At 68.1% G+C, this 17,073-nt stretch carries 17 protein-coding genes; 7 read left to right on the top strand and 10 right to left on the bottom strand.

Going from position 1 to position 17,073, the window contains the following annotated elements:
* Window positions 1-20 precede the first annotated feature (20 nt).
* From guaA to mrdA, 4 genes are all read left to right on the top strand, one after another.
* Entirely contained in the window at window positions 21-1,619 is a 1,599-nt protein-coding gene (guaA, locus tag FPZ61_RS06000; RefSeq protein ID WP_185464757.1) for a glutamine-hydrolyzing GMP synthase, read from the top strand.
* A 95-nt stretch (window positions 1,620-1,714) separates the two neighbouring features.
* Window positions 1,715-2,323, top strand: a complete 609-nt coding sequence (locus FPZ61_RS05995) for a hypothetical protein (RefSeq protein ID WP_185464756.1) — start codon at window positions 1,715-1,717, stop codon at window positions 2,321-2,323.
* A gap of 83 nt (window positions 2,324-2,406) precedes the next feature.
* The gene (locus FPZ61_RS05990; RefSeq protein WP_185464755.1) at window positions 2,407-2,772 is read left to right on the top strand and encodes a hypothetical protein; all 366 of its coding nucleotides are present in this window, start codon (window positions 2,407-2,409) and stop codon (window positions 2,770-2,772) included.
* A gap of 4 nt (window positions 2,773-2,776) precedes the next feature.
* On the top strand, window positions 2,777-4,531 hold the full coding sequence (gene mrdA / locus FPZ61_RS05985) for a penicillin-binding protein 2 (protein ID WP_185464754.1): 1,755 nt from the start codon (window positions 2,777-2,779) through the stop codon (window positions 4,529-4,531).
* Here the strand turns inward: mrdA and FPZ61_RS05980 are convergent.
* The 4 genes from FPZ61_RS05980 to FPZ61_RS05965 form a co-directional block, all read right to left on the bottom strand.
* Window positions 4,516-5,649, bottom strand: coding sequence for a glycosyltransferase family 1 protein (locus tag FPZ61_RS05980; protein WP_185464753.1), 1,134 nt, complete (start codon window positions 5,647-5,649; stop codon window positions 4,516-4,518). The two genes, mrdA and FPZ61_RS05980, sit on opposite strands and share 16 nt — an antisense overlap.
* A 30-nt stretch (window positions 5,650-5,679) precedes the next feature.
* Complete coding sequence (locus tag FPZ61_RS05975) at window positions 5,680-6,876, bottom strand: NAD-dependent epimerase/dehydratase family protein (protein ID WP_185464752.1); 1,197 nt, start codon at window positions 6,874-6,876, stop codon at window positions 5,680-5,682.
* A gap of 92 nt (window positions 6,877-6,968) precedes the next feature.
* Window positions 6,969-7,136 carry a photosystem II assembly protein Psb34 gene (gene psb34, locus FPZ61_RS05970; RefSeq protein ID WP_185464751.1) on the bottom strand — a complete coding sequence of 56 codons (168 nt, stop codon included), beginning with the start codon at window positions 7,134-7,136 and terminating at the stop codon, window positions 6,969-6,971.
* 69 nt (window positions 7,137-7,205) lie between these two features.
* Complete coding sequence (locus FPZ61_RS05965; protein WP_185464750.1) at window positions 7,206-8,024, bottom strand: thiazole synthase; 819 nt, start codon at window positions 8,022-8,024, stop codon at window positions 7,206-7,208.
* 128 nt (window positions 8,025-8,152) lie between these two features.
* On the opposite strand from FPZ61_RS05965, the gene FPZ61_RS05960 reads away from it, so the two are divergent.
* Window positions 8,153-8,725 (top strand): hypothetical protein, encoded by a 573-nt coding sequence (locus tag FPZ61_RS05960; RefSeq protein ID WP_185464749.1) that lies wholly within the window; start codon window positions 8,153-8,155, stop codon window positions 8,723-8,725.
* Window positions 8,726-8,753: 28 nt separating this feature from the next.
* Here the strand turns inward: FPZ61_RS05960 and FPZ61_RS05955 are convergent, their stop codons facing one another.
* The 3 genes from FPZ61_RS05955 to rpmI are packed head-to-tail and all read right to left on the bottom strand — an operon-like array spanning window position 8,754 to window position 10,037.
* The gene (locus FPZ61_RS05955; RefSeq protein ID WP_185464748.1) at window positions 8,754-9,386 is read right to left on the bottom strand and encodes a tetratricopeptide repeat protein; all 633 of its coding nucleotides are present in this window, start codon (window positions 9,384-9,386) and stop codon (window positions 8,754-8,756) included.
* Between the two features lie 47 nt (window positions 9,387-9,433).
* Window positions 9,434-9,781: a 50S ribosomal protein L20 gene (gene rplT / locus FPZ61_RS05950; protein WP_185464747.1), complete on the bottom strand. Its 348-nt coding sequence runs from the start codon at window positions 9,779-9,781 to the stop codon at window positions 9,434-9,436.
* A 55-nt stretch (window positions 9,782-9,836) separates the two neighbouring features.
* On the bottom strand, window positions 9,837-10,037 hold the full coding sequence (gene rpmI, locus FPZ61_RS05945) for a 50S ribosomal protein L35 (RefSeq protein ID WP_185464746.1): 201 nt from the start codon (window positions 10,035-10,037) through the stop codon (window positions 9,837-9,839).
* Window positions 10,038-10,130: 93 nt separating this feature from the next.
* Between rpmI and FPZ61_RS05940 the strand changes: the two genes are divergently transcribed.
* Together FPZ61_RS05940 and FPZ61_RS05935 are read left to right on the top strand one after the other, a co-directional pair.
* A complete protein-coding gene (locus FPZ61_RS05940; RefSeq protein ID WP_255441419.1) occupies window positions 10,131-11,690 on the top strand; it encodes a SpoIID/LytB domain-containing protein in 1,560 nt (519 codons plus the stop codon).
* 55 nt (window positions 11,691-11,745) lie between these two features.
* Window positions 11,746-13,161 carry a glycosyltransferase family 2 protein gene (locus FPZ61_RS05935; RefSeq protein ID WP_185464745.1) on the top strand — a complete coding sequence of 472 codons (1,416 nt, stop codon included), beginning with the start codon at window positions 11,746-11,748 and terminating at the stop codon, window positions 13,159-13,161.
* A gap of 11 nt (window positions 13,162-13,172) precedes the next feature.
* Here FPZ61_RS05935 and FPZ61_RS05930 read toward each other — a convergent pair whose 3' ends face one another.
* The 3 genes from FPZ61_RS05930 to clpX form a co-directional block, all read right to left on the bottom strand.
* A complete protein-coding gene (locus tag FPZ61_RS05930) occupies window positions 13,173-14,915 on the bottom strand; it encodes a DNA polymerase III subunit gamma/tau (RefSeq protein ID WP_185464744.1) in 1,743 nt (580 codons plus the stop codon).
* A 34-nt stretch (window positions 14,916-14,949) separates the two neighbouring features.
* Window positions 14,950-15,630 carry a lecithin retinol acyltransferase family protein gene (locus FPZ61_RS05925; RefSeq protein ID WP_185464743.1) on the bottom strand — a complete coding sequence of 227 codons (681 nt, stop codon included), beginning with the start codon at window positions 15,628-15,630 and terminating at the stop codon, window positions 14,950-14,952.
* A gap of 92 nt (window positions 15,631-15,722) precedes the next feature.
* Window positions 15,723-17,063: an ATP-dependent protease ATP-binding subunit ClpX gene (gene clpX / locus FPZ61_RS05920; RefSeq protein ID WP_185464742.1), complete on the bottom strand. Its 1,341-nt coding sequence runs from the start codon at window positions 17,061-17,063 to the stop codon at window positions 15,723-15,725.
* Window positions 17,064-17,073 lie beyond the last annotated feature (10 nt).

Raw genomic sequence — 17,073 nt, 5'->3', positions numbered from 1 at the left:
CAGGCCGTCATTCGGTCGTTATGTCCCACCCGTCCCATTCGACCGAGCAACCCGAGAGCTCCCGCCTGCCGGCGATCGTGATCCTTGATTTCGGCTCCCAGTATTCCGAGCTGATTGCCCGTCGGGTGCGGGAGACCGAGGTGTATTCCCTGGTGCTGGGCTACGCCACCAGCATCGAGGAGATCAGGCGTCTGGCCCCGAAGGGAATCATCCTCAGTGGCGGCCCCAGCTCCGTCTACGACCAGGGGGCACCTCGCTGCGATCCCGCCCTCTGGAGTCTGGGGATCCCGGTGCTGGGGGTCTGCTACGGCATGCAGCTGATGGTGCAGCAGCTCGGCGGCCAGGTGGAGGCGTCGGGCCGGGGTGAATACGGCAAGGCTCCCCTGTATGTGGATGACCCGATCGATCTGCTCACGAACGTGGAGCATGGCTCCACGATGTGGATGAGCCACGGGGATTCGGTTCAGGCCCTGCCGCCTGGCTTCAGCCGGCTGGCGCACACCGACAACACCCCGGAAGCGGCTGTGGCCGACCATGAGCGGCGTCTGTATGGGGTGCAGTTCCACCCCGAAGTGGTGCATTCCCGCGGGGGGATGGCCATGATCCGCAATTTTGTTTATCACATCTGCGGCTGCGAACCCGACTGGACCACGGCAGCCTTCATCGATGAGGCACTCGCTGATGTGCGTGAGCGGGTGGGGGACAGGCGGGTGCTGCTGGCGCTCTCTGGAGGGGTCGATTCCTCGACCCTGGCGTTCCTGCTGCACCGGGCGATCGGTGATCAGCTCACCTGCATGTTCATCGATCAGGGGTTTATGCGCAAGGGTGAACCTGAGTTCCTCACCGAGTTCTTTGCCGCTCAGTTTCACATTCGGGTTGAATACATCAATGCCCGGGATCGCTTCCTCGCCAAGCTCGATGGCATCACGGATCCCGAACAGAAGCGCAAGATCATCGGCGCTGAATTCATTCGCGTGTTCGAGGAGGAAAGCAAGCGGCTCGGTCCCTTCGATTACCTCGCCCAGGGCACCCTGTACCCCGATGTGATCGAATCCGCCGGCACCAACGTCGATCCCAGGACGGGTGAGCGGGTGGCGGTGAAGATCAAGAGTCACCACAACGTGGGCGGCCTGCCCAAGGATCTGCAGTTCAAGCTGGTGGAGCCCCTGCGGCGCCTGTTCAAGGACGAGGTGCGCAAGGTGGGACGGAGCCTCGGTCTGCCTGAGGAGATCGTGCGCCGCCACCCTTTTCCCGGGCCTGGTCTGGCGATCCGCATCCTTGGAGATGTGACCGCAGAGAAGCTGAACATCCTGCGCGACGCCGATCTGATCGTGCGCGAGGAGGTGCAGGAGGCGGGGCTCTACCACGAGATCTGGCAGGCCTTCGCCGTTCTGCTGCCGGTGCGCAGCGTCGGCGTGATGGGGGACAAGCGCACCTATGCCTATCCGATCGTGCTGCGTTGTGTCTCCAGCGAAGACGGCATGACCGCCGATTGGTCCCGCCTGCCCTACGACCTGCTGGAGCGCATCTCCAACCGGATCGTCAATGAGGTTCACGGGGTGAACCGGGTGGTGCTCGACATCACCAGCAAACCCCCCGGAACGATCGAGTGGGAATAGGTCAATAGGTCAGGGCCAGGCCACGGGATGAACGTGGCCCTGGAGCTGGCCCCGCCGGTCGGCGTTCGATACCATCGGCTCCCGGCCTTTTCCCCTTGACCGCCGTCACCCAGCAGGATCCCCAGGTGCAGCGCCGTCTGCAGCAGGACAGCATTCAGCTGGCGGGGAAAACCATCTTCCTCAATCCCTTCCTCTACTGGCGTCGATTCGATGCCAACACCGATCGCTGGCTGCGGGAACCCGGCCAGCTCCAGGAGGAGCAGATCCTGGCCAACCGTGGCCGGTTCTACCCGGAAGTGCACTGGGGGGAGATCAGTGACACCGAGCGCCAGATCAAGGACGGCGCCGTGGAGATGTTCATCAAGAGCCTGGAGCTGATCAGCACCTTCCATCCCGATCTCAGCGCCGGCCACCTGCTGGAGGTGGAGCGCAAGATGGCGGTCACCAAGAAGCGGGCCTTCGAGCGCTGGGTGCAGAAGTCCCTGCAGCGTCGCCAGAGGCAGGAGCTGCGTGAGCGCCGCCGCTTCGATCGCGAACGGGCCCTCAGGGGGTGGGGCGAGTGGTTCAGTCTCGACATCACCCGCCAGGCCCTGCTGCCCTTCACCGCAGCCCTGGCCCTGGCCGTGGTGGGCGGCTGGTGGGTGGGCTCCCGGGAGTTCTGCCGTGCGGTGATTCTCGAACCCGGCATTCAGCGCACACCCTGAGCCATCCTCCGGCCTCCTGGACGCCAGACTGGGGGAACAGTCCGGTGGTGCTCGCCAGCGGCCTTCGCTTCAGGAGTCCTGCCATGGCTGCCGATCCGTTTGACGCCCTGCGGCTCACCCTGATGGAAGACCTCCTTCCTGTCGGGATCGCTTTGGTCGATCGCGCCCGCCGCGGTGGTCCCCGCCAGGTGGTGGAGGCCTTCACCGCCTCAGGTGACCCCCTTTCGCAGCTGCGTCAGGAGGGAGATGCGGCCGCCAGGGCGGTGCGCGAGAGCCTCGATCAGGTGCAACCGGGGCTCGGCAACCCTGTGGTCAGGGTGGAGGTGCGCGACGTTCCGCCCGACCCCCCCGCTGATCCCGCTGGCCCGGAGGAGCGCCAGGCCCTGCAGGAGGCGCTGGCGCGCATGTCCGAGCGGCTGGAGCAACTCGAGCGTCGTCTCGGGGACTGAGGCGATGGCCAGCGGATTCCTGCCCGGCACGTCACGGCAGTCGGGAATGAGCCATCAGCCCGCCTGGTTGCTGGCCGTGGTGCTGCTGGCGGCCTCGGCGATGGGGGCACGCCTGGCCTGGCTGCAGCTGGCCCAGGGTCCCGAGAACCGCCTGCGGGCCGACCAGAACCGCATCCGGCTGGTGCCCCGTCACCCTGTTCGTGGCCGCCTGCTCGATCGCCATGGGGAGGTGCTGGCCACCAGCCGCCTCACCTACAACCTCTACCTGCAGCCGCGGCTGGTGTCCCAGGACCGCTGGCCTGACCTCCGTGACAGGCTCTCGGCGCTGCTGGGGCTGCCCTCCGAGCGGCTCGAGCAGAACTACAGGCAGGGACTCCAGGGTGATGCGGGGTACCGGATCGAGCTGGCGGACTCCCTCAGCAGTGTCCAGGTGCTCCGCTTCCGTGAACAGGCTTCGGCTCTCGATGGCGCCGAGGTCGATGTCGATTATCTGCGCTCCTATCCCGGTGGCCGGCTGGCGGCCCACGTGCTCGGGTACACCAGCGGCATCACCGAGGAGGAATACGACCGCCTGGGTGACAAGGGCTACCGGGTGCAGGACCGCATCGGCCGCACCGGCCTTGAGCGGGTGTACGAATCCCACCTGCGGGGTGAGTGGGGCGGTCAGCAGCTGGAGGTGAATGCCGCCGGCCAGGTGCAGCGGGTGCTCGGCGACAAGCAGGCCCGTGCCGGCAAGGATCTGCGCCTCACCCTGGATCTCGAGTTGCAGCGCACCGCCGAGAAGGCCCTCGATGGGGTGGCCAAGGGGGCGATCGTGGCCATGGATCCCCGCACCGGCGCCATCCGGGCCATGGCCAGTCGCCCCAGCTTCGATCCCAACATCTTCTCCACCGGACCGACCACAGCCCAGTGGAACGAGCTCAACCGCCCGCAGGCCCCCATGCTCAACCGGGCGATGCGGGCCTTTCCCCCAGCCAGCACCTTCAAGCTGATCAGCGCGATCGCCGGGCTGGAATCGGGGCGCTACGGCCCGGGCTCCACCATCCCCACGTCCAACTCCTTCTGCTACGACGGCCAGTGCTACGCCGACCACGGCAGCTACGGCAGCATCGGCTTTCCCATGGCTCTGGCGGTGAGCAGCAACAGCTTCTTCTACCGCCTGGGTCTGAAGGTGGGCTCCGAGGAGTTGTTCAAGGCGGCTCGCCGCCTGGGCTACGGCAGCCTCACCGGCATTGAGCTCAGCGATGAGGAGAGCCCCGGGCTGCTGGGGGACAAGGCCTGGAAGAAGAAGGTGCTTGGGGAGCCCTGGACCTCGGTCGACACGATCACCTCCTCGATCGGCCAGGGGGCCGTTGCGGTGACCCCGCTGCAGATGGCACGGCTCTACGCGGCCGTGGCCAATGGCGGCTGGCTGGTCACGCCCCACCTGGTGGAGCAGGACGCCCCCCGCACCTGGATCGGTCTCAAGCCCACCACCATCAAGGTGCTGCGCCAGGGCCTGCGGGAGGTGGTCACCAACGGCACGGCCACCACGCTCAACGATCCCAGGCTGCCTGCGGTGGCCGGCAAGACCGGCACCGCCGAAGACCCGCCCCGGCCGGATCACGCCTGGTTCGGCGGCTATGCGCCGGCCGGCAACCCCGATCTGGTGATCATTGCCTTCGGTGAGAACAGTGGTGGCTACGGCGGCACCGTCGCTGTGCCGATGGTGAAGGCCCTGCTGGCCACCTGGTTCAGACCGGCTCAGGCCGCCAGCTGAAGATCGGCTCCGGCCACATCGCGGTAGAAGCGGCGAAGCTGGGCTGTGGCGCCGGCCCAGCCCCAGCGCTCGGCCTCGTGGCGGGCCGCCAGCCTCAGTTCCTCGCGTCGCTCGGGGCTGGCCAGCAACCGCAGGGTGGCGGCGGTGAGGGAGGAGTCGTCGTCGGGGTCGTAGAGACAGCCGTTGACCCCATCGGTGACGATGTCGGGGATGCCGCCCCGGTTGGCACCCACCACGGGGCAGCCTGCCGCCATCGCTTCCAGCAGCACCAGCCCCAGGGTTTCGGTGCTGGAGGGGAACAGGAAGGCATCGGCGCTGGCAAAGGCGCTGGCCAGTTCCTCGCCGCCCAGGTAGCCCACGAAGGTGGTGGCGGTTCCTTCGAAGACCTTCTCCAGCTGCGCCCGGTGGGGGCCGTCGCCCACCAGAGCCAGCCGGGCCTGGGGCAGGGCATCGAGCACCGGACGGATCCGCTCGATCTGTTTCTCAGCCGAGAGCCGACCCACGTAAAGCAGCAGGCTGTCGCTGTCGGGATGGTGGCCCATCAGGCGGCGCCGCATGGGGTCCGAGCGCAGCTGGGGGCGGAACATCTCGGTGTCGACGCCCCGTTGCCAGAGGGCGGTGTGCTGGATGCCCCGCTGGCTCAGTTCCTCCACCATTGCCGAGGAGGTGCAGAGATTGAGCACCGCCTGGTTGTGGGCGGCCTTGAGCAGCTCCCACAGCAAGGGCTCCAGCACTCCCATGCCGTAGTGCTCGAGGTATTTGGGCAGGTGGGTGTGATAGCTCGCCACCAGGGGGATCTGGCGGGTTCGCGCCATCCAGATGCCCCCCAGGCCCAGCACCGCCGGGTTGACCACGTGCACCACATCCGGCTGGAACGCTTCCAGGGCCTCGGCGACGGCCGGACGGGGCAGGGCGAGCTTCAGCTCCGGGTAGAGCGGCAGGGGCATGGCCGGCACGCCGATCACCCGGGCGCCCATGTAGATGGCCGGGGCCCCTTCGGGGCAGAACAGCAGCACCTCATCTCCGGCGCCCACCAGGTGCTCCACGGTCTTGGTGAGACGCGTGACGATGCCGTCGACCTTGGGGAGGAAGGTTTCGGTGAACAGAGCGATCTTCACGGGAGCCGCTGGTGGGGCATGATCCTCGGCTCAGACCGTGGCCTTGAGGGCCGCGGCCTGGGTGGTGGTCCAGGTGGACACGCAGGGGATGCGGGAGCGGTCGCAGCGGTCAGCCCAGCGCCGGGCCACGTCGACCACTTCACTGAGCAGGCCGTCTTCCAGGGTGGTGGGCTTGAGTCCGAGCTCGATCAGGCAGCGGTTGTCGACGATCAGATCATTCTCGATCGCCTCCTTGCGCGGGTTGGGCAGGTGGCTGACCTGGGCGCCGGTGACCGCCGCCACCTTTTCGGCCAGGTCCTTGACCTTGTGGCTTTCGGTCATCTGGTTGTAGATGCGCACCTTTTCGCCGGAGCTGGGCGGGTGGTCGATCGCCAGCTCCACGCACTTGACCGAATCGCGGATGTGGATGAAGGCGCGGGTCTGGCCGCCTGTGCCGTGCACCGTGAGCGGATAGCCGATGGCGGCCTGCATCAGGAAACGGTTGAGCACCGTGCCGTAATCGCCGTCGTAGTCGAAGCGGTTGACCAGGCGCGGATCCCGGTCGGTGAGATCGGTGTTGGTGCCCCAGACGATGCCCTGGTGCAGGTCGGTGACGCGGATGCCGTCGTTCTTGTTGTAGTAGTAAAAAAGCAGCTGATCCAGCGTCTTGGTCATGTGGTAGACGCTGCCCGGATCGGTGGGATGCAGGATCTTCTCCCGGAAGCGGCTGCCGTCGGCCTGGGGCACTTCCACCGTCAGGTAGCCCTCGGGAATCGTGGCGCCACGGTGGGAGCCGTAGCCGTAGACCCCCATGGTGCCCAGGTGCACGATGTGGATGTCGAGGCCGCTCTCCACGATGGCGCAGAGCAGGTTGTGGGTGCCGTTGACGTTGTTGTCGACCGTGTAGCGCTTGGTGGTGCTCGATTTCATCGAGTAGGGCGCCGCCCGCTGCTCGGCGAAATGGACCACGGCTTCCGGGCGCTCGCTGCGCAGCAGCTCCAGCAGCAGCTGGTAGTCCTGGGCGATGTCGAGGCCCACGAAGCGGATGGCCCGGCCACCTGTTTCCTCCCAGGCCCGCAGGCGATCGCTGACGGTGGCGATCGGAGTCAGGGATTCCACCCCCAGATCCACGTCGATCTTGCGGCGGCTGAGGTTGTCGACCATGACCACGTCGTGCCCGGCCTCGGCCAGATTCACGCAGCAGGGCCAGCCGCAGAAGCCGTCGCCGCCGAGAACGAGAACCTTCACGTCTGAACTCCTGCTGAACGAGCCGATGCTCCTCGGGGCAAGCTACTACAGGCGTTCCGTCACCCCCTGGCGAAGGGATGGGATCAGGGAGCTCAGCTGATGCCCGCCGCCACCGCCACCATCAGCAGCACCAGAACCACACCGCCGACGAGCAGCAGGGTGGTGGATCGGCTGCGCCCAGTGCCCGTCTCGATCACTTCCATGCGGGGCTCCCTGGCGAAGGCGTTGAGTTTGCCGCCGTCTTCCTCGGTGACCGACATGGCTGGGGCGCAAAGAATGCCGCAAATTACCGGGGGTCGCCGGCCTTGCCCCTGCCCTGAGAAGGACTGTTACGGGACCGGGGGCTGAGCCGGGGAGCCGACGCGACCCTGCTGCGGCGAACTGGCGCTGGCCTCGGAGCGGACCGGCAGCCGCCCGGCCAGGTAGGCGGTGCGACCCGCCTCGGTGGCCATGGCCATGGCCATCGCCATCGCCGCCGGATCGCCAGCCATGGCGATGGCGCTGTTGATCAACAGGGCGTCCGCTCCCATCTCCATCGCCTGGGCTGCCTCGCTGGGCACGCCGATGCCGGCATCCACCACCACCGGCACCCCGGAGTTTTCAATGATCAGCGCGATGTTGGCGGCGTTGCGGATTCCCTGGCCGGAGCCGATCGGGGAGCCCAGCGGCATCACCGTGGCGCAACCGGCCTCCTCCAGCCGCCGGGCCAGCATCGGATCGGCGTTGATGTAGGGGAGCACGGCGAAGCCTTCCTTCACCAGGGTTTCCGCGGCCTGCAGGGTGCCGATCGGATCAGGCAGCAGATGCCGGCTGTCGGGGATCACCTCCAGCTTCACGAAGGTGTTGTCCTCCTGCCCGGCCAGACGCGCCAGTTCCCGGCCGAGCCGTGCCACCCGCACCGCCTCTTCGGCGGTGGCGCATCCGGCGGTGTTGGGGAGCATCCAGTGGCGGCTCCAGTCGATCGCCTCGATCAGCCCCTGATGCCCGGCGGCCAGGGACTGCACCCGGCGCACCGCCACGGTGACGATCTCGCAGGAGCTGGCCGCCAGGCTGGCGGCCATCGCCGCCAGGCTCGGATACTTGCCGGTGCCGGTCATCAGGCGGCTGCGGAAGGGCCGTCCTGCGATCACCAGGGGGTCGCTGTCCATTCGGATGTGGTCGAGGCCTCAGCCATGTCGCGAAACTACCGCGAACGGTGGCCGCAGCGGCTGTTCCAGCCCGGCCGGCAGGGCTTCACCCCCTTAGCCTGCTCAGACGTGCTCCCGGAACACTCGCGATGCCGCTGCTCCTGCCGTTGCTGCTGGCTGCCGCCGACCCCCAGCTGGCCATGAATCCCCTGCCGGTGGGCAGCGTCGTGCCCTTCGGAGCGCCGCCGTCGTCATCGATTGAGGTGTTCGAGACCGAGCTGGGGCCTGTGGAAACCTTCGATCCCAAGGGCCGGGCCGTCGAACTGGCCCGCGAGCTGCCCAGGGTCTGGTCGGGCGTCTACCGCTCCTTCAGTGGAGGTGCCCCCCAGCCGGTGCTGCTGCGCCTGGCCGAAGCCACCCCGATGGGCCAGATGGTCGACCTGCGCGGCGAGATGCAGGTGGGTGAAACCACGGTGGGGGTGCAGGGCAACCTCAACGCCAAGTCCGACCAGCTCGATCTGCTGATGCTCTGCGATTGCGAAGTCGGCGGGATGGAGTCGGGCGGGGAGATCAGCGGGGTGCAGGGGCTGGAGCTGGCGGGCTGGGTCGCGCCGCGCCTGACCAATCCCGGCGGTCGCTTCGACCTCCGGCCTGTGGTTGAGGAGGCAGCCTCCCCTGCAGAAGCTCCTGCCACAGGAGCTCCGATTCGTGGTCTCTGGTGAGCCGCTGGTGTCTGGGGCCCAGGCCGCCTCAGGCGGCTTTCTTCGGCCCTGACTCCTTCTTGGCGGAACTGGCGTTGGCGGCCGTGCCCGGACGTCCGGCGGACGGGGCCATCCCCTTGGCTCCAGGTTCGGCTGAATCAGCGGGGAAGCGGCGATCCAGCAGCTTCAGGCGCTTGCTGGTGGTCTTGTTGGAGGGATCGAGGGCCAGAGCCTGGTTGTAGGCCTGGCGTGCCTCCTCGTGGAGAGCCTGCCTCTCGAGGGCATAGCCCAGGTTGTTGAGGGCCACGGGGTAATCCGCCTTGGCCTGCAGGGCCAGCTTGTAGTGACGGATGGCCGCGGCATGGTTGCCCTGAGCAGCCAGAGCGAAGCCCAGGGCGTTCTGCATCAGCGCCCGCGCTTCACCGGGTTCGCCATCCGAGCGCTTCAGAGCCAGCTTGAGGGAGTCGACGGCCTGGTCGTAGAGGCGTTTGCGCAACTGCACCGAGGCCAGCTCGTAGAGCGTGGCGGCGTCCTTCGACTCCTCCTTGACCTGGTTCTCCAGCTTGGCCAGACGAACCTCATCGGCCCTCACGCGCCAGACCTGCAGCCCGATCACGACGGCGGCACCACCCAGCAGAACGATCAGGCCGATCAGATAGGCCTGTGGAAGGAGAAGGTCCATCGGGCCTGCAGGGGGGTCAGCGCGGAGTGGGTGCGGCGTGGGTCAGATCAGGAGCGGGCGGCGCCCACCACGTCGCTGAAGCTGCCGGGATCAGCCAGGGCCAGCTGGGCCAGCATCTTGCGGTTGAGAAGAACGTCAGAGCGCTTGAGACCACCGATCAGCCGGCTGTAGCTGAGGCCGTTGAGGCGAGCGGCTGCGTTGATCCGGGCGATCCAGAGGCGGCGGAAATCGCGCTTGCGCCGGCGACGGTCGCGGTAGGCGTTGCAGAGGGCCTTCATCACCCGCTGGTTGGCGGTGCGGAAGAGGCTGCCGTTGCTGCCCTGGAAGCCGCGGGCGAGACGGAGGATCTTGTTGCGGCGTTTGCGGGCGACATTGCCCCTCTTGACGCGGGCCATGGAGAACTCTCGGTTGGACTGTTGAAATTCAGGAGCAGCTGGCTTTCGCCGGGCCTCAGCCTGCGTAGGGGAGCATGAGGCTCACGTTGTCGGCATCGCGCTCATCGACCACCGCCATGGTGCCGAGGTAGCGCTTGCGCTTGGGGCTCTTGTGATCGAGCAGGTGGTTGTGGAAGGCGCGGCGACGCATGAACTTGCCACTGCCGGTCATCTTGAACCGCTTGGCAGCTGCTTTGCGGGTCTTGAGCTTCGGCATGTCTGACGCCCGTTCACAAACAACCAAAGTACGACGTTGATGCCCCTTCCGCCAACTCCTTCAGGATCTTCCCCCCGGCCGTACGGTTTTGCCATGCGTTTCCTCGCCCCGTCCTTCCCGCGGTCGCTGCCGCGCCTGACGCCGCTCGCCCTGGGCTTCGGCGGCTCTCTCCTGCTGGCCCCGGGCTGCCGCGCCATGCCGGCCGTCGCCCTGCACTGGCCCACCCCATCCCGCCCGGCGATCGAGCTCACCCGGCCGGTGCTCTGGGTCGCCCTGGGCTCCCGGCTCGGCCCGGCCCCCGGCGTGGCCGCGGCCAAGGCCCCTCCTCTGCAGCTGAAGGCGGCCTCCGGTCGCCTGGAGCTGGAGGATGCGAGCGGCAGAACGCTGCAGGGCTCCACCCTCAGCCTGCGCTGGCGGGAGCGGCCCCTGCAGGAACCCCTGCTGATCGAGCGCAGCGTCCTGGGCCCCTTCTCCAGTTTTGAAACGGCTGATCAGGCAGCCCAGGCCTGGCGCCGGCTCGGTGTGGAGCCCGTGATCGCCCATCCGGCGGAGTGGGAGGTGTGGGCTCCTGCCGGGACAGCTCCCCCTGAAGGCTTTCAGGTCAGGACCTGGCGGCGGGAGGTGACAACCCGCCTGGAGCTGGAGGCCACCGGCGCTGATGGCAGTGTCATCGCGCTGCAGGGCCCCCTGCGCCTCAAGGCCCCGGCTGGGTTGCGCTGGGGCAAGGGGGTGTTCCAGGGGCCGTTCCGCTTGCAGCCCAATGCCTACGGCGGCTGGAGCCTGATCGAGCAGGTGCCCCTGGAGCGCTACCTGCTGGGAGTGGTCCCCCATGAGATCGGTGCGGGCTCTCCCGCGGCGGCCCTGGCCGCCCAGGCCGTTCTCGCCCGCACCTGGGCCCTGCGCAACAGCCATCGCTACGACGTCGATGGCTACCACCTCTGCTCCGACACCCAGTGCCAGGTGTACGCCGATCCGCGCCTGGCCGGTGGCGCCGTGCGCCGAGCCGTGCAAGCCACCCGGGGGCAGGTGCTGAGCTGGCAGGGGCAGCCGATCCACGCCGTCTACCACGCCAGCAACGGCGGCATCGCGGCCGGGTTCGAGGAGGCCTGGAGCGGCGCGCCCCTGCCCTACCTCCAGGCCAGCCCCGATGGCCCTCCGGCCTTTGCCAGGCGGTTTGCCCTGCCGCTGCCCGCCGCCAGCCTGCCCGCGCTGCTGCGCGATGGCAGAACCGCCTACGGCGCCGGCCATCCTCTCTTTCGCTGGAGCCGCCAGCTGAACGCCACCCGGATCCGCCAGGCCCTTGAGAAAGGGCCCGGGGGTGTGGGGCAGCCCACTGCACTGAAGGTCCTCGAGCGCGGTCCCAGCGGCCGGGTGCTCGCCCTTGCGGTGGTGGGCAGCACAGGGCAGCGGGTGCTGCGCCTCGACGCGATCCGCCGCACCTTCCGCCAACTCCCGAGCACTCTGTTTGTGGTCAGGCCTGACGGGCCGGGCCGCTGGAGTTTCAGCGGGGGTGGCTTCGGCCATGGCGCAGGCCTCTCCCAGCAGGGGGCCATCGATCTGGGAGGGCGTGGCTGGAGCCAGCAGCGGATCCTGGCGCACTATTACCCGGGCACCGAGCTGGTGCCCCTGGAAGTCCTCAGTGGGGGCCTTTAGAGTTCGCAGCGATGCGGACCAGCCAGGCCGGCGCGGTTGCCATGACGGAGTTGCCATGACACCCACCGGTTCCAGCTCCGAAGGCCGTCGCGGCAAAGCCGCCCTGTTCGTCGTGCTCTGCGGCTGGGCCGGGGTCGCACCCCACTGGCTGGAGCCGCCCCGCAATCTTCTGCCCGCCGCCAGCCTCACCCTCCTGCTCGGCGCCTACGTGGTGCGCACCGTGCTGGGACAGCTCTGGCGTCGCTGCCGGCCCCGGTCTTCAGCTGACGGCGCCATTCCTGAGACGTTGGTCGGCGAAGGCTCCTGGCCTGGCCCCTGGCCGGCAGTGGATGTGGTGGTGGCGGCCCGTGATGAGCAGGCCGTGATCGGTCGTCTGGTGGAGCGGGTCAGCCGTCTGCGCTACCGCCATGGGGTTGTCCGCCTCTGGGTGGTGGACGACGGCAGCGAGGACCGCACTCCTGAGGTGCTCAAGGCCCTGGAGGCCAGCACACCGATGCTGCAGGTGCTGCGACGGCCCCGCCATGCCGGCGGTGGCAAGTCCGGCGCTCTCAATGCCGTGCTCGGGCGCCTCGAGGGCCGTTGGATGCTGGTGCTCGACGCCGACGCTGGCCTTCAGGAGGATCTGCTCGAGCGGCTGATCCCGCAGGCGGAGCAGGGCGGCTGGTCGGCCATGCAGTTGCGCAAGGCTGTGGTGAATGCGGGCTGCAACCTGCTCACCCGCGCCCAGGCCATGGAAATGGCCCTGGATTCGGTGGTTCAGGAGGGCCGGCTGGCCAGCGGTGGCGTGGCGGAATTGCGGGGCAATGGTCAGCTGCTGCGCCGCGAGGCCATCACCCGGGCCGGGGGGTTCAACGAGGACACCGTCACCGATGACCTCGATCTCAGTTTTCGGCTGCTGCTGGCCGGCGAGCCCGTGGGCATCCTCTGGGATCCCCCGGTGGAGGAGGAGGCGGTGCTCACCCTCCCCGCGCTCTGGAGGCAACGTCAGCGCTGGGCGGAAGGGGGCCTGCAGCGCTTCTTCGACTACTGGCCAGGGCTGCTCTCCAAGCGCCTGAACCCCTCCCAGAAACTGGACCTCACCAGCTACTTCCTGCTCCAGTACGTGCTGCCGATGGTCTCGGTGGTTGACCTGCTCACGGCGCTGATCACCCGCACGCCCCCCACGGTCTGGCCGTTGTCGCTCGTGGTCCTCGGGCTTTCCGGCGCAGCGATCGTGGCCGGCTGCCGCCGACCCAGCGATGGCCCTGCTCTACCGGCGATGAATCCCCTGGCGGCTGCGCTGGGCATCGCCTATCTGATGCACTGGTTCGTGGTCATCCCCTGGGTCACCCTGCGCATGGCCCTGTTGCCCAAGCGTCTGGTCTGGGCCAAGACTCAGCACCTGGGCGGCGAGAGCGGCAGTGAAGGGGAGGGTGATGACCTCATTGCCGGCAGTGACCCGCTGGCGGATCCTTCCACCCAGGCCTCCTGAACCGGCCTGGTTCATTCCTCCAGGCTGACCACTTCGCCGTTGAAGAAGTCGGCCAGACGGCGGGCCTGATCGTCGAGCGGTTGCCGCTCTGATCGCTCACCGGGCTCCCCGGTTCGCGGTGGCTCAGGTGCCGGGGTTGGTCCTGGAGGTGGAGTCGGGACTGGCGGGGCTGGCACCACCGGCTCCACCGGGACCACAGGCACCACCGGTACCGGCACCAAGGGTGGGGACACGACCGCGGCCGCCACAGGACTGCTGCCGGACTGCTCGGACGCTTCCAGCAGCACCTGGCGGGGGCTGCCCAGGGCCTGGAGCAGGGCGGTCTCCAGCAGGGGAAGCCGGCTCTGCACCATGGCGATCCACTTGCCGCTGACCCGCACCACGGCCCGTTGACCATCAAGGCGCAGCAGAGAGGCCTGCTGGGAGAGCAGCATCCGGGTGGAGGGCAGCTCCAGGCTGGAGAGGATCTGCTGCCAGAGCTCCCCGAGATCCTGACTCTCCGGGCCAGCAGCAGGGGCTGGCGGCGCGGCAGGGGGCGCAGCCGCTGGCTGGGCCTGGGGCGCTGCTGCGGTTGTCTCTGGAGCCGGGGGCGAAGCGGGCGGTGCTGCTGGCTTCGCTGCCGGCGGTGCTGGAGGACTGGTGTTGGACCTCGCGGCCTCGGCGATCAGCCCCAGCAGCAGCACCTCCAGCCAGAGCCTGGGCTGGGCGCTCTGGCGCAGTTGCTGTTCGCTGCCCTTGAGATGCGCCTGCCAGCTGAGCAGCCTTGCCTTGCCGATGCGGCGGGCCTGCTCGGGTAACAGAGGCTGCAGCTGGGCACTGACCGCGGTGAGTTCCAGCCGGTCCGGGGCCACCCCGGCCAGCACCAGATCCCGCAGCAGACTGGCCAGACCCTGCAGCAGGGCTCCCGGCTCCCGGCCCCGATCGAGCAGGCGGCGGCAGGTCTCGAGGATTCCCACGGGATCACCCGCTCCCATGGCCGCCACCAGGTCCAGAAGCTCCTGCTCTGGCACGGCGCCGAGCAGTTCCCACACCGCCGCAGCCTCGATCGGTGCGCTCAGCAGGCTGAGCTGGTCGAGCAGGCTCTCGGCATCCCGCAGGCCCCCCTGGGCCCGCAACGCCACCACGTGCAGGGCCTCCGGGGTGATGCCGATCTCCTCTGCGCCGGCGATGAAACGCAGGTGGCCCTCGAGGGCCTCCAGGGGAATCCGGCGGAAATCGAAGCGCTGGCAGCGGGAGAGGATCGTGGGCAGCACCCGCTGGGGATCGGTGGTGGCCAGCACGAACACCACCCGCGGCGGGGGTTCCTCCAGGGTCTTGAGCAGGGCGTTGAAGGCGGCGGTCGAGAGCATGTGGCACTCATCGATCACGTAGACCTTCCAGCGGGCCTGCACCGGCGCGAAGCGGGAGCGCTCGATCAGCTCACGGATGTTGTCGACACCGGTGTTGGAGGCGGCATCGATCTCGATCACATCCAGGGCGTTGCCGGCGGTGATCGAACGGCAGAGCTCACAGACCCCACAGGGTTCGGGAGTGGGTCCTGCCGCTTCCAGGCAATTGAGCGACCGCGCCAGGATCCGGGCGCTGGAGGTCTTGCCCGTGCCCCGGGGTCCGCTGAACAGGTAGGCCGGTGCGATCCGGTTCTGGCGCAGGGCACTGCTGAGGGTGGAGGCGATCGCTTCCTGCCCCACCAGCTGGTCGAAGCGCTGGGGTCTGTATTTCTGGGGCAGGGGCAGGTAGGCACGGGCCTGGGTCATGGCGGGTGCTCCCCGGACGGCCTGGGCCATGAGGCTACTCAGAGGGTTTCGGGGCCAGCAGCCGCTCCAGGCGGTCCTCCATCTCCTCCACCTCTTCCAGCTGATCGGCCAGGTTCTGGGCCGCCAGGCGCAGGGTCACGAACTGCTCGGAAGCGCCGTCTCTGCCCTCCCCCCAGCGCGTTTCGGCCCGGGCCAGTTCCGTCTCCAGTTTCTGCTGCAGCTTCAGGCGCAGGCCATCGAGTTGCTCCAGGCTCTGCTGCGCCAGCACCCGGCCCTTCTCCAGCTGCGCGCCATCCAGGCTGAGGCCCTTCCGGAGCAGCAGGCGCACGCCGGTGATCAGGGCCGCCGGCACCAGCTGACCAAGCATCAAAGCGCCCAGGCTGCCGGTGTGGAGCCAGCCCTCCACCTGGGCGCTGCGGTGACGACCGGTCTTGCACCAGATCGCGAAGTGTTCGCAGTTGTTGAAGATCAGGTTGTAGCGCTGCTCCCCCAGCCGTCCCATGGCCCGGCGCAGGGTCACCCCCGGCGGGGAGATCTCGGCCGGGTCATAGGCCACGGGCTCCACGGTCTCGCCGCGGCTGAACTCATCGAGGGGAGAGCGCAGGATCTGGCGTCCCTCGAGGTAATGGGCCACGGTGCCATCGCCCAGGTCGATGCCGTGGTGGTTGAACAGCCCGTGCTGCCGGGGCACCTCCAGATGGTCGGCGGCTGCCATGGGCTGTGATCGGGAGAAAGGCGGTACTGATTCACCCTGCCGCCGGGACCTCGTGCCGGGCAAGGTCGGTCAGGGGTGGATTGCCGCTCAGGTCAGGCCGATTCCTGCTGGCTGACCACGCTGGGATAGGGGAGCACCTTGGCCTTGCTGCGCTGCTCCACCAGCTCACGGGTGATCGTGTAGGTGGTGACCTCGCTGTCGGAGGGGAGGTCGTACATCAGATCCAGCATCAGCTCCTCAACGATGCCGCGCAGGGCGCGGGCACCGGTGCGGCGCCGATGGGCTTCGAGGGCGATCGCCTCGACGGCCCCGGGTTCGAACTCCAGGCGCACGCTGTCCATGCTCATCAGCGTCTGGAACTGCTTGATCAGGGCATCCCGCGGTTCGGTGAGGATCGACTCCAGGGAGTGCACGTCGAGGGGCTCAAGCACGGCGCTGACGGGCAGTCGGCCGGTGAATTCAGGGATCAGCCCGTAGCGCACCAGGTCGTCGGGTTCGAGGTGGCGCAGCACCTGGCTGGCCTTGAGTTCGCGATGGCCGCGGCCGCGGCCGTCCGCTGGGATGAAGCCGATCGAGTTGCGGCCCAGCCGCCGTTGCACCACGTCGTCGAGGCCAACGAAGGCACCGCCGCAGATGAACAGGATCTGGCTGGTGTCGATCTGAATGCAGTCCTGGTAGGGATGCTTGCGCCCCCCCTGGGGCGGCACGTTGGCGACGGTGCCCTCGAGCATCTTGAGCAGGGCCTGCTGCACACCTTCACCGGACACGTCGCGGGTGATCGAGGGGTTCTCGCTCTTGCGGGCGATCTTGTCGATCTCGTCGATGTAGATGATGCCGCGCTGGGCCTGCTCCACATCGAGGTCGGCCTTCTGCAGCAGACGCAGCAGGATGTTCTCCACGTCCTCACCCACGTAGCCCGCCTCGGTGAGGGTGGTGGCGTCAGCCACCGCGAAGGGCACGTCGAGCAGTTCAGCCAGCGTCTGGGCCAACAGGGTCTTGCCGCAGCCGGTGGGGCCGATCAGCAGGATGTTCGACTTGTGCAGGCGGGTGGCGGAGTGGTCAGCCTCGCCGTTGCCGTCGCCTTGCCAGGCCAGTCGCTTGTAGTGGTTGTAGACCGCCACCGAGAGCACCTTCTTGGCCTCGTCCTGACCCACCACCTGCTGGTCGAGGAAGGCCTTGATCTGCTGGGGCCTGGGGATGCTCGCCAGTGTGGGGGCCGGTTTGCTGCTCTTCTTGACGGCCGGCTTGCGGGCAGGATCGCCGTGGGCCCTGGCACTGCCGTGGCTTTCGACCAGCTCTTCGTCGAGGATCTCATTGCAGAGATCGATGCACTCGTCGCAGATGTAGACGCCAGGGCCGGCGATCAGTTTGCGCACCTGCTCCTGAGACTTGCCGCAGAACGAGCACTTGAGATGGGCGTCGAACTTGGCCATCGGGCTGGGG

It is taken from the genome of Synechococcus sp. BSA11S (assembly GCF_014224355.1).
GTDB lineage: Bacteria > Cyanobacteriota > Cyanobacteriia > PCC-6307 > Cyanobiaceae > Regnicoccus_A.
The sequence above is the reverse complement of the archived record's forward strand: the minus strand, read 5'-3'. Positions and strand labels throughout refer to the sequence as shown.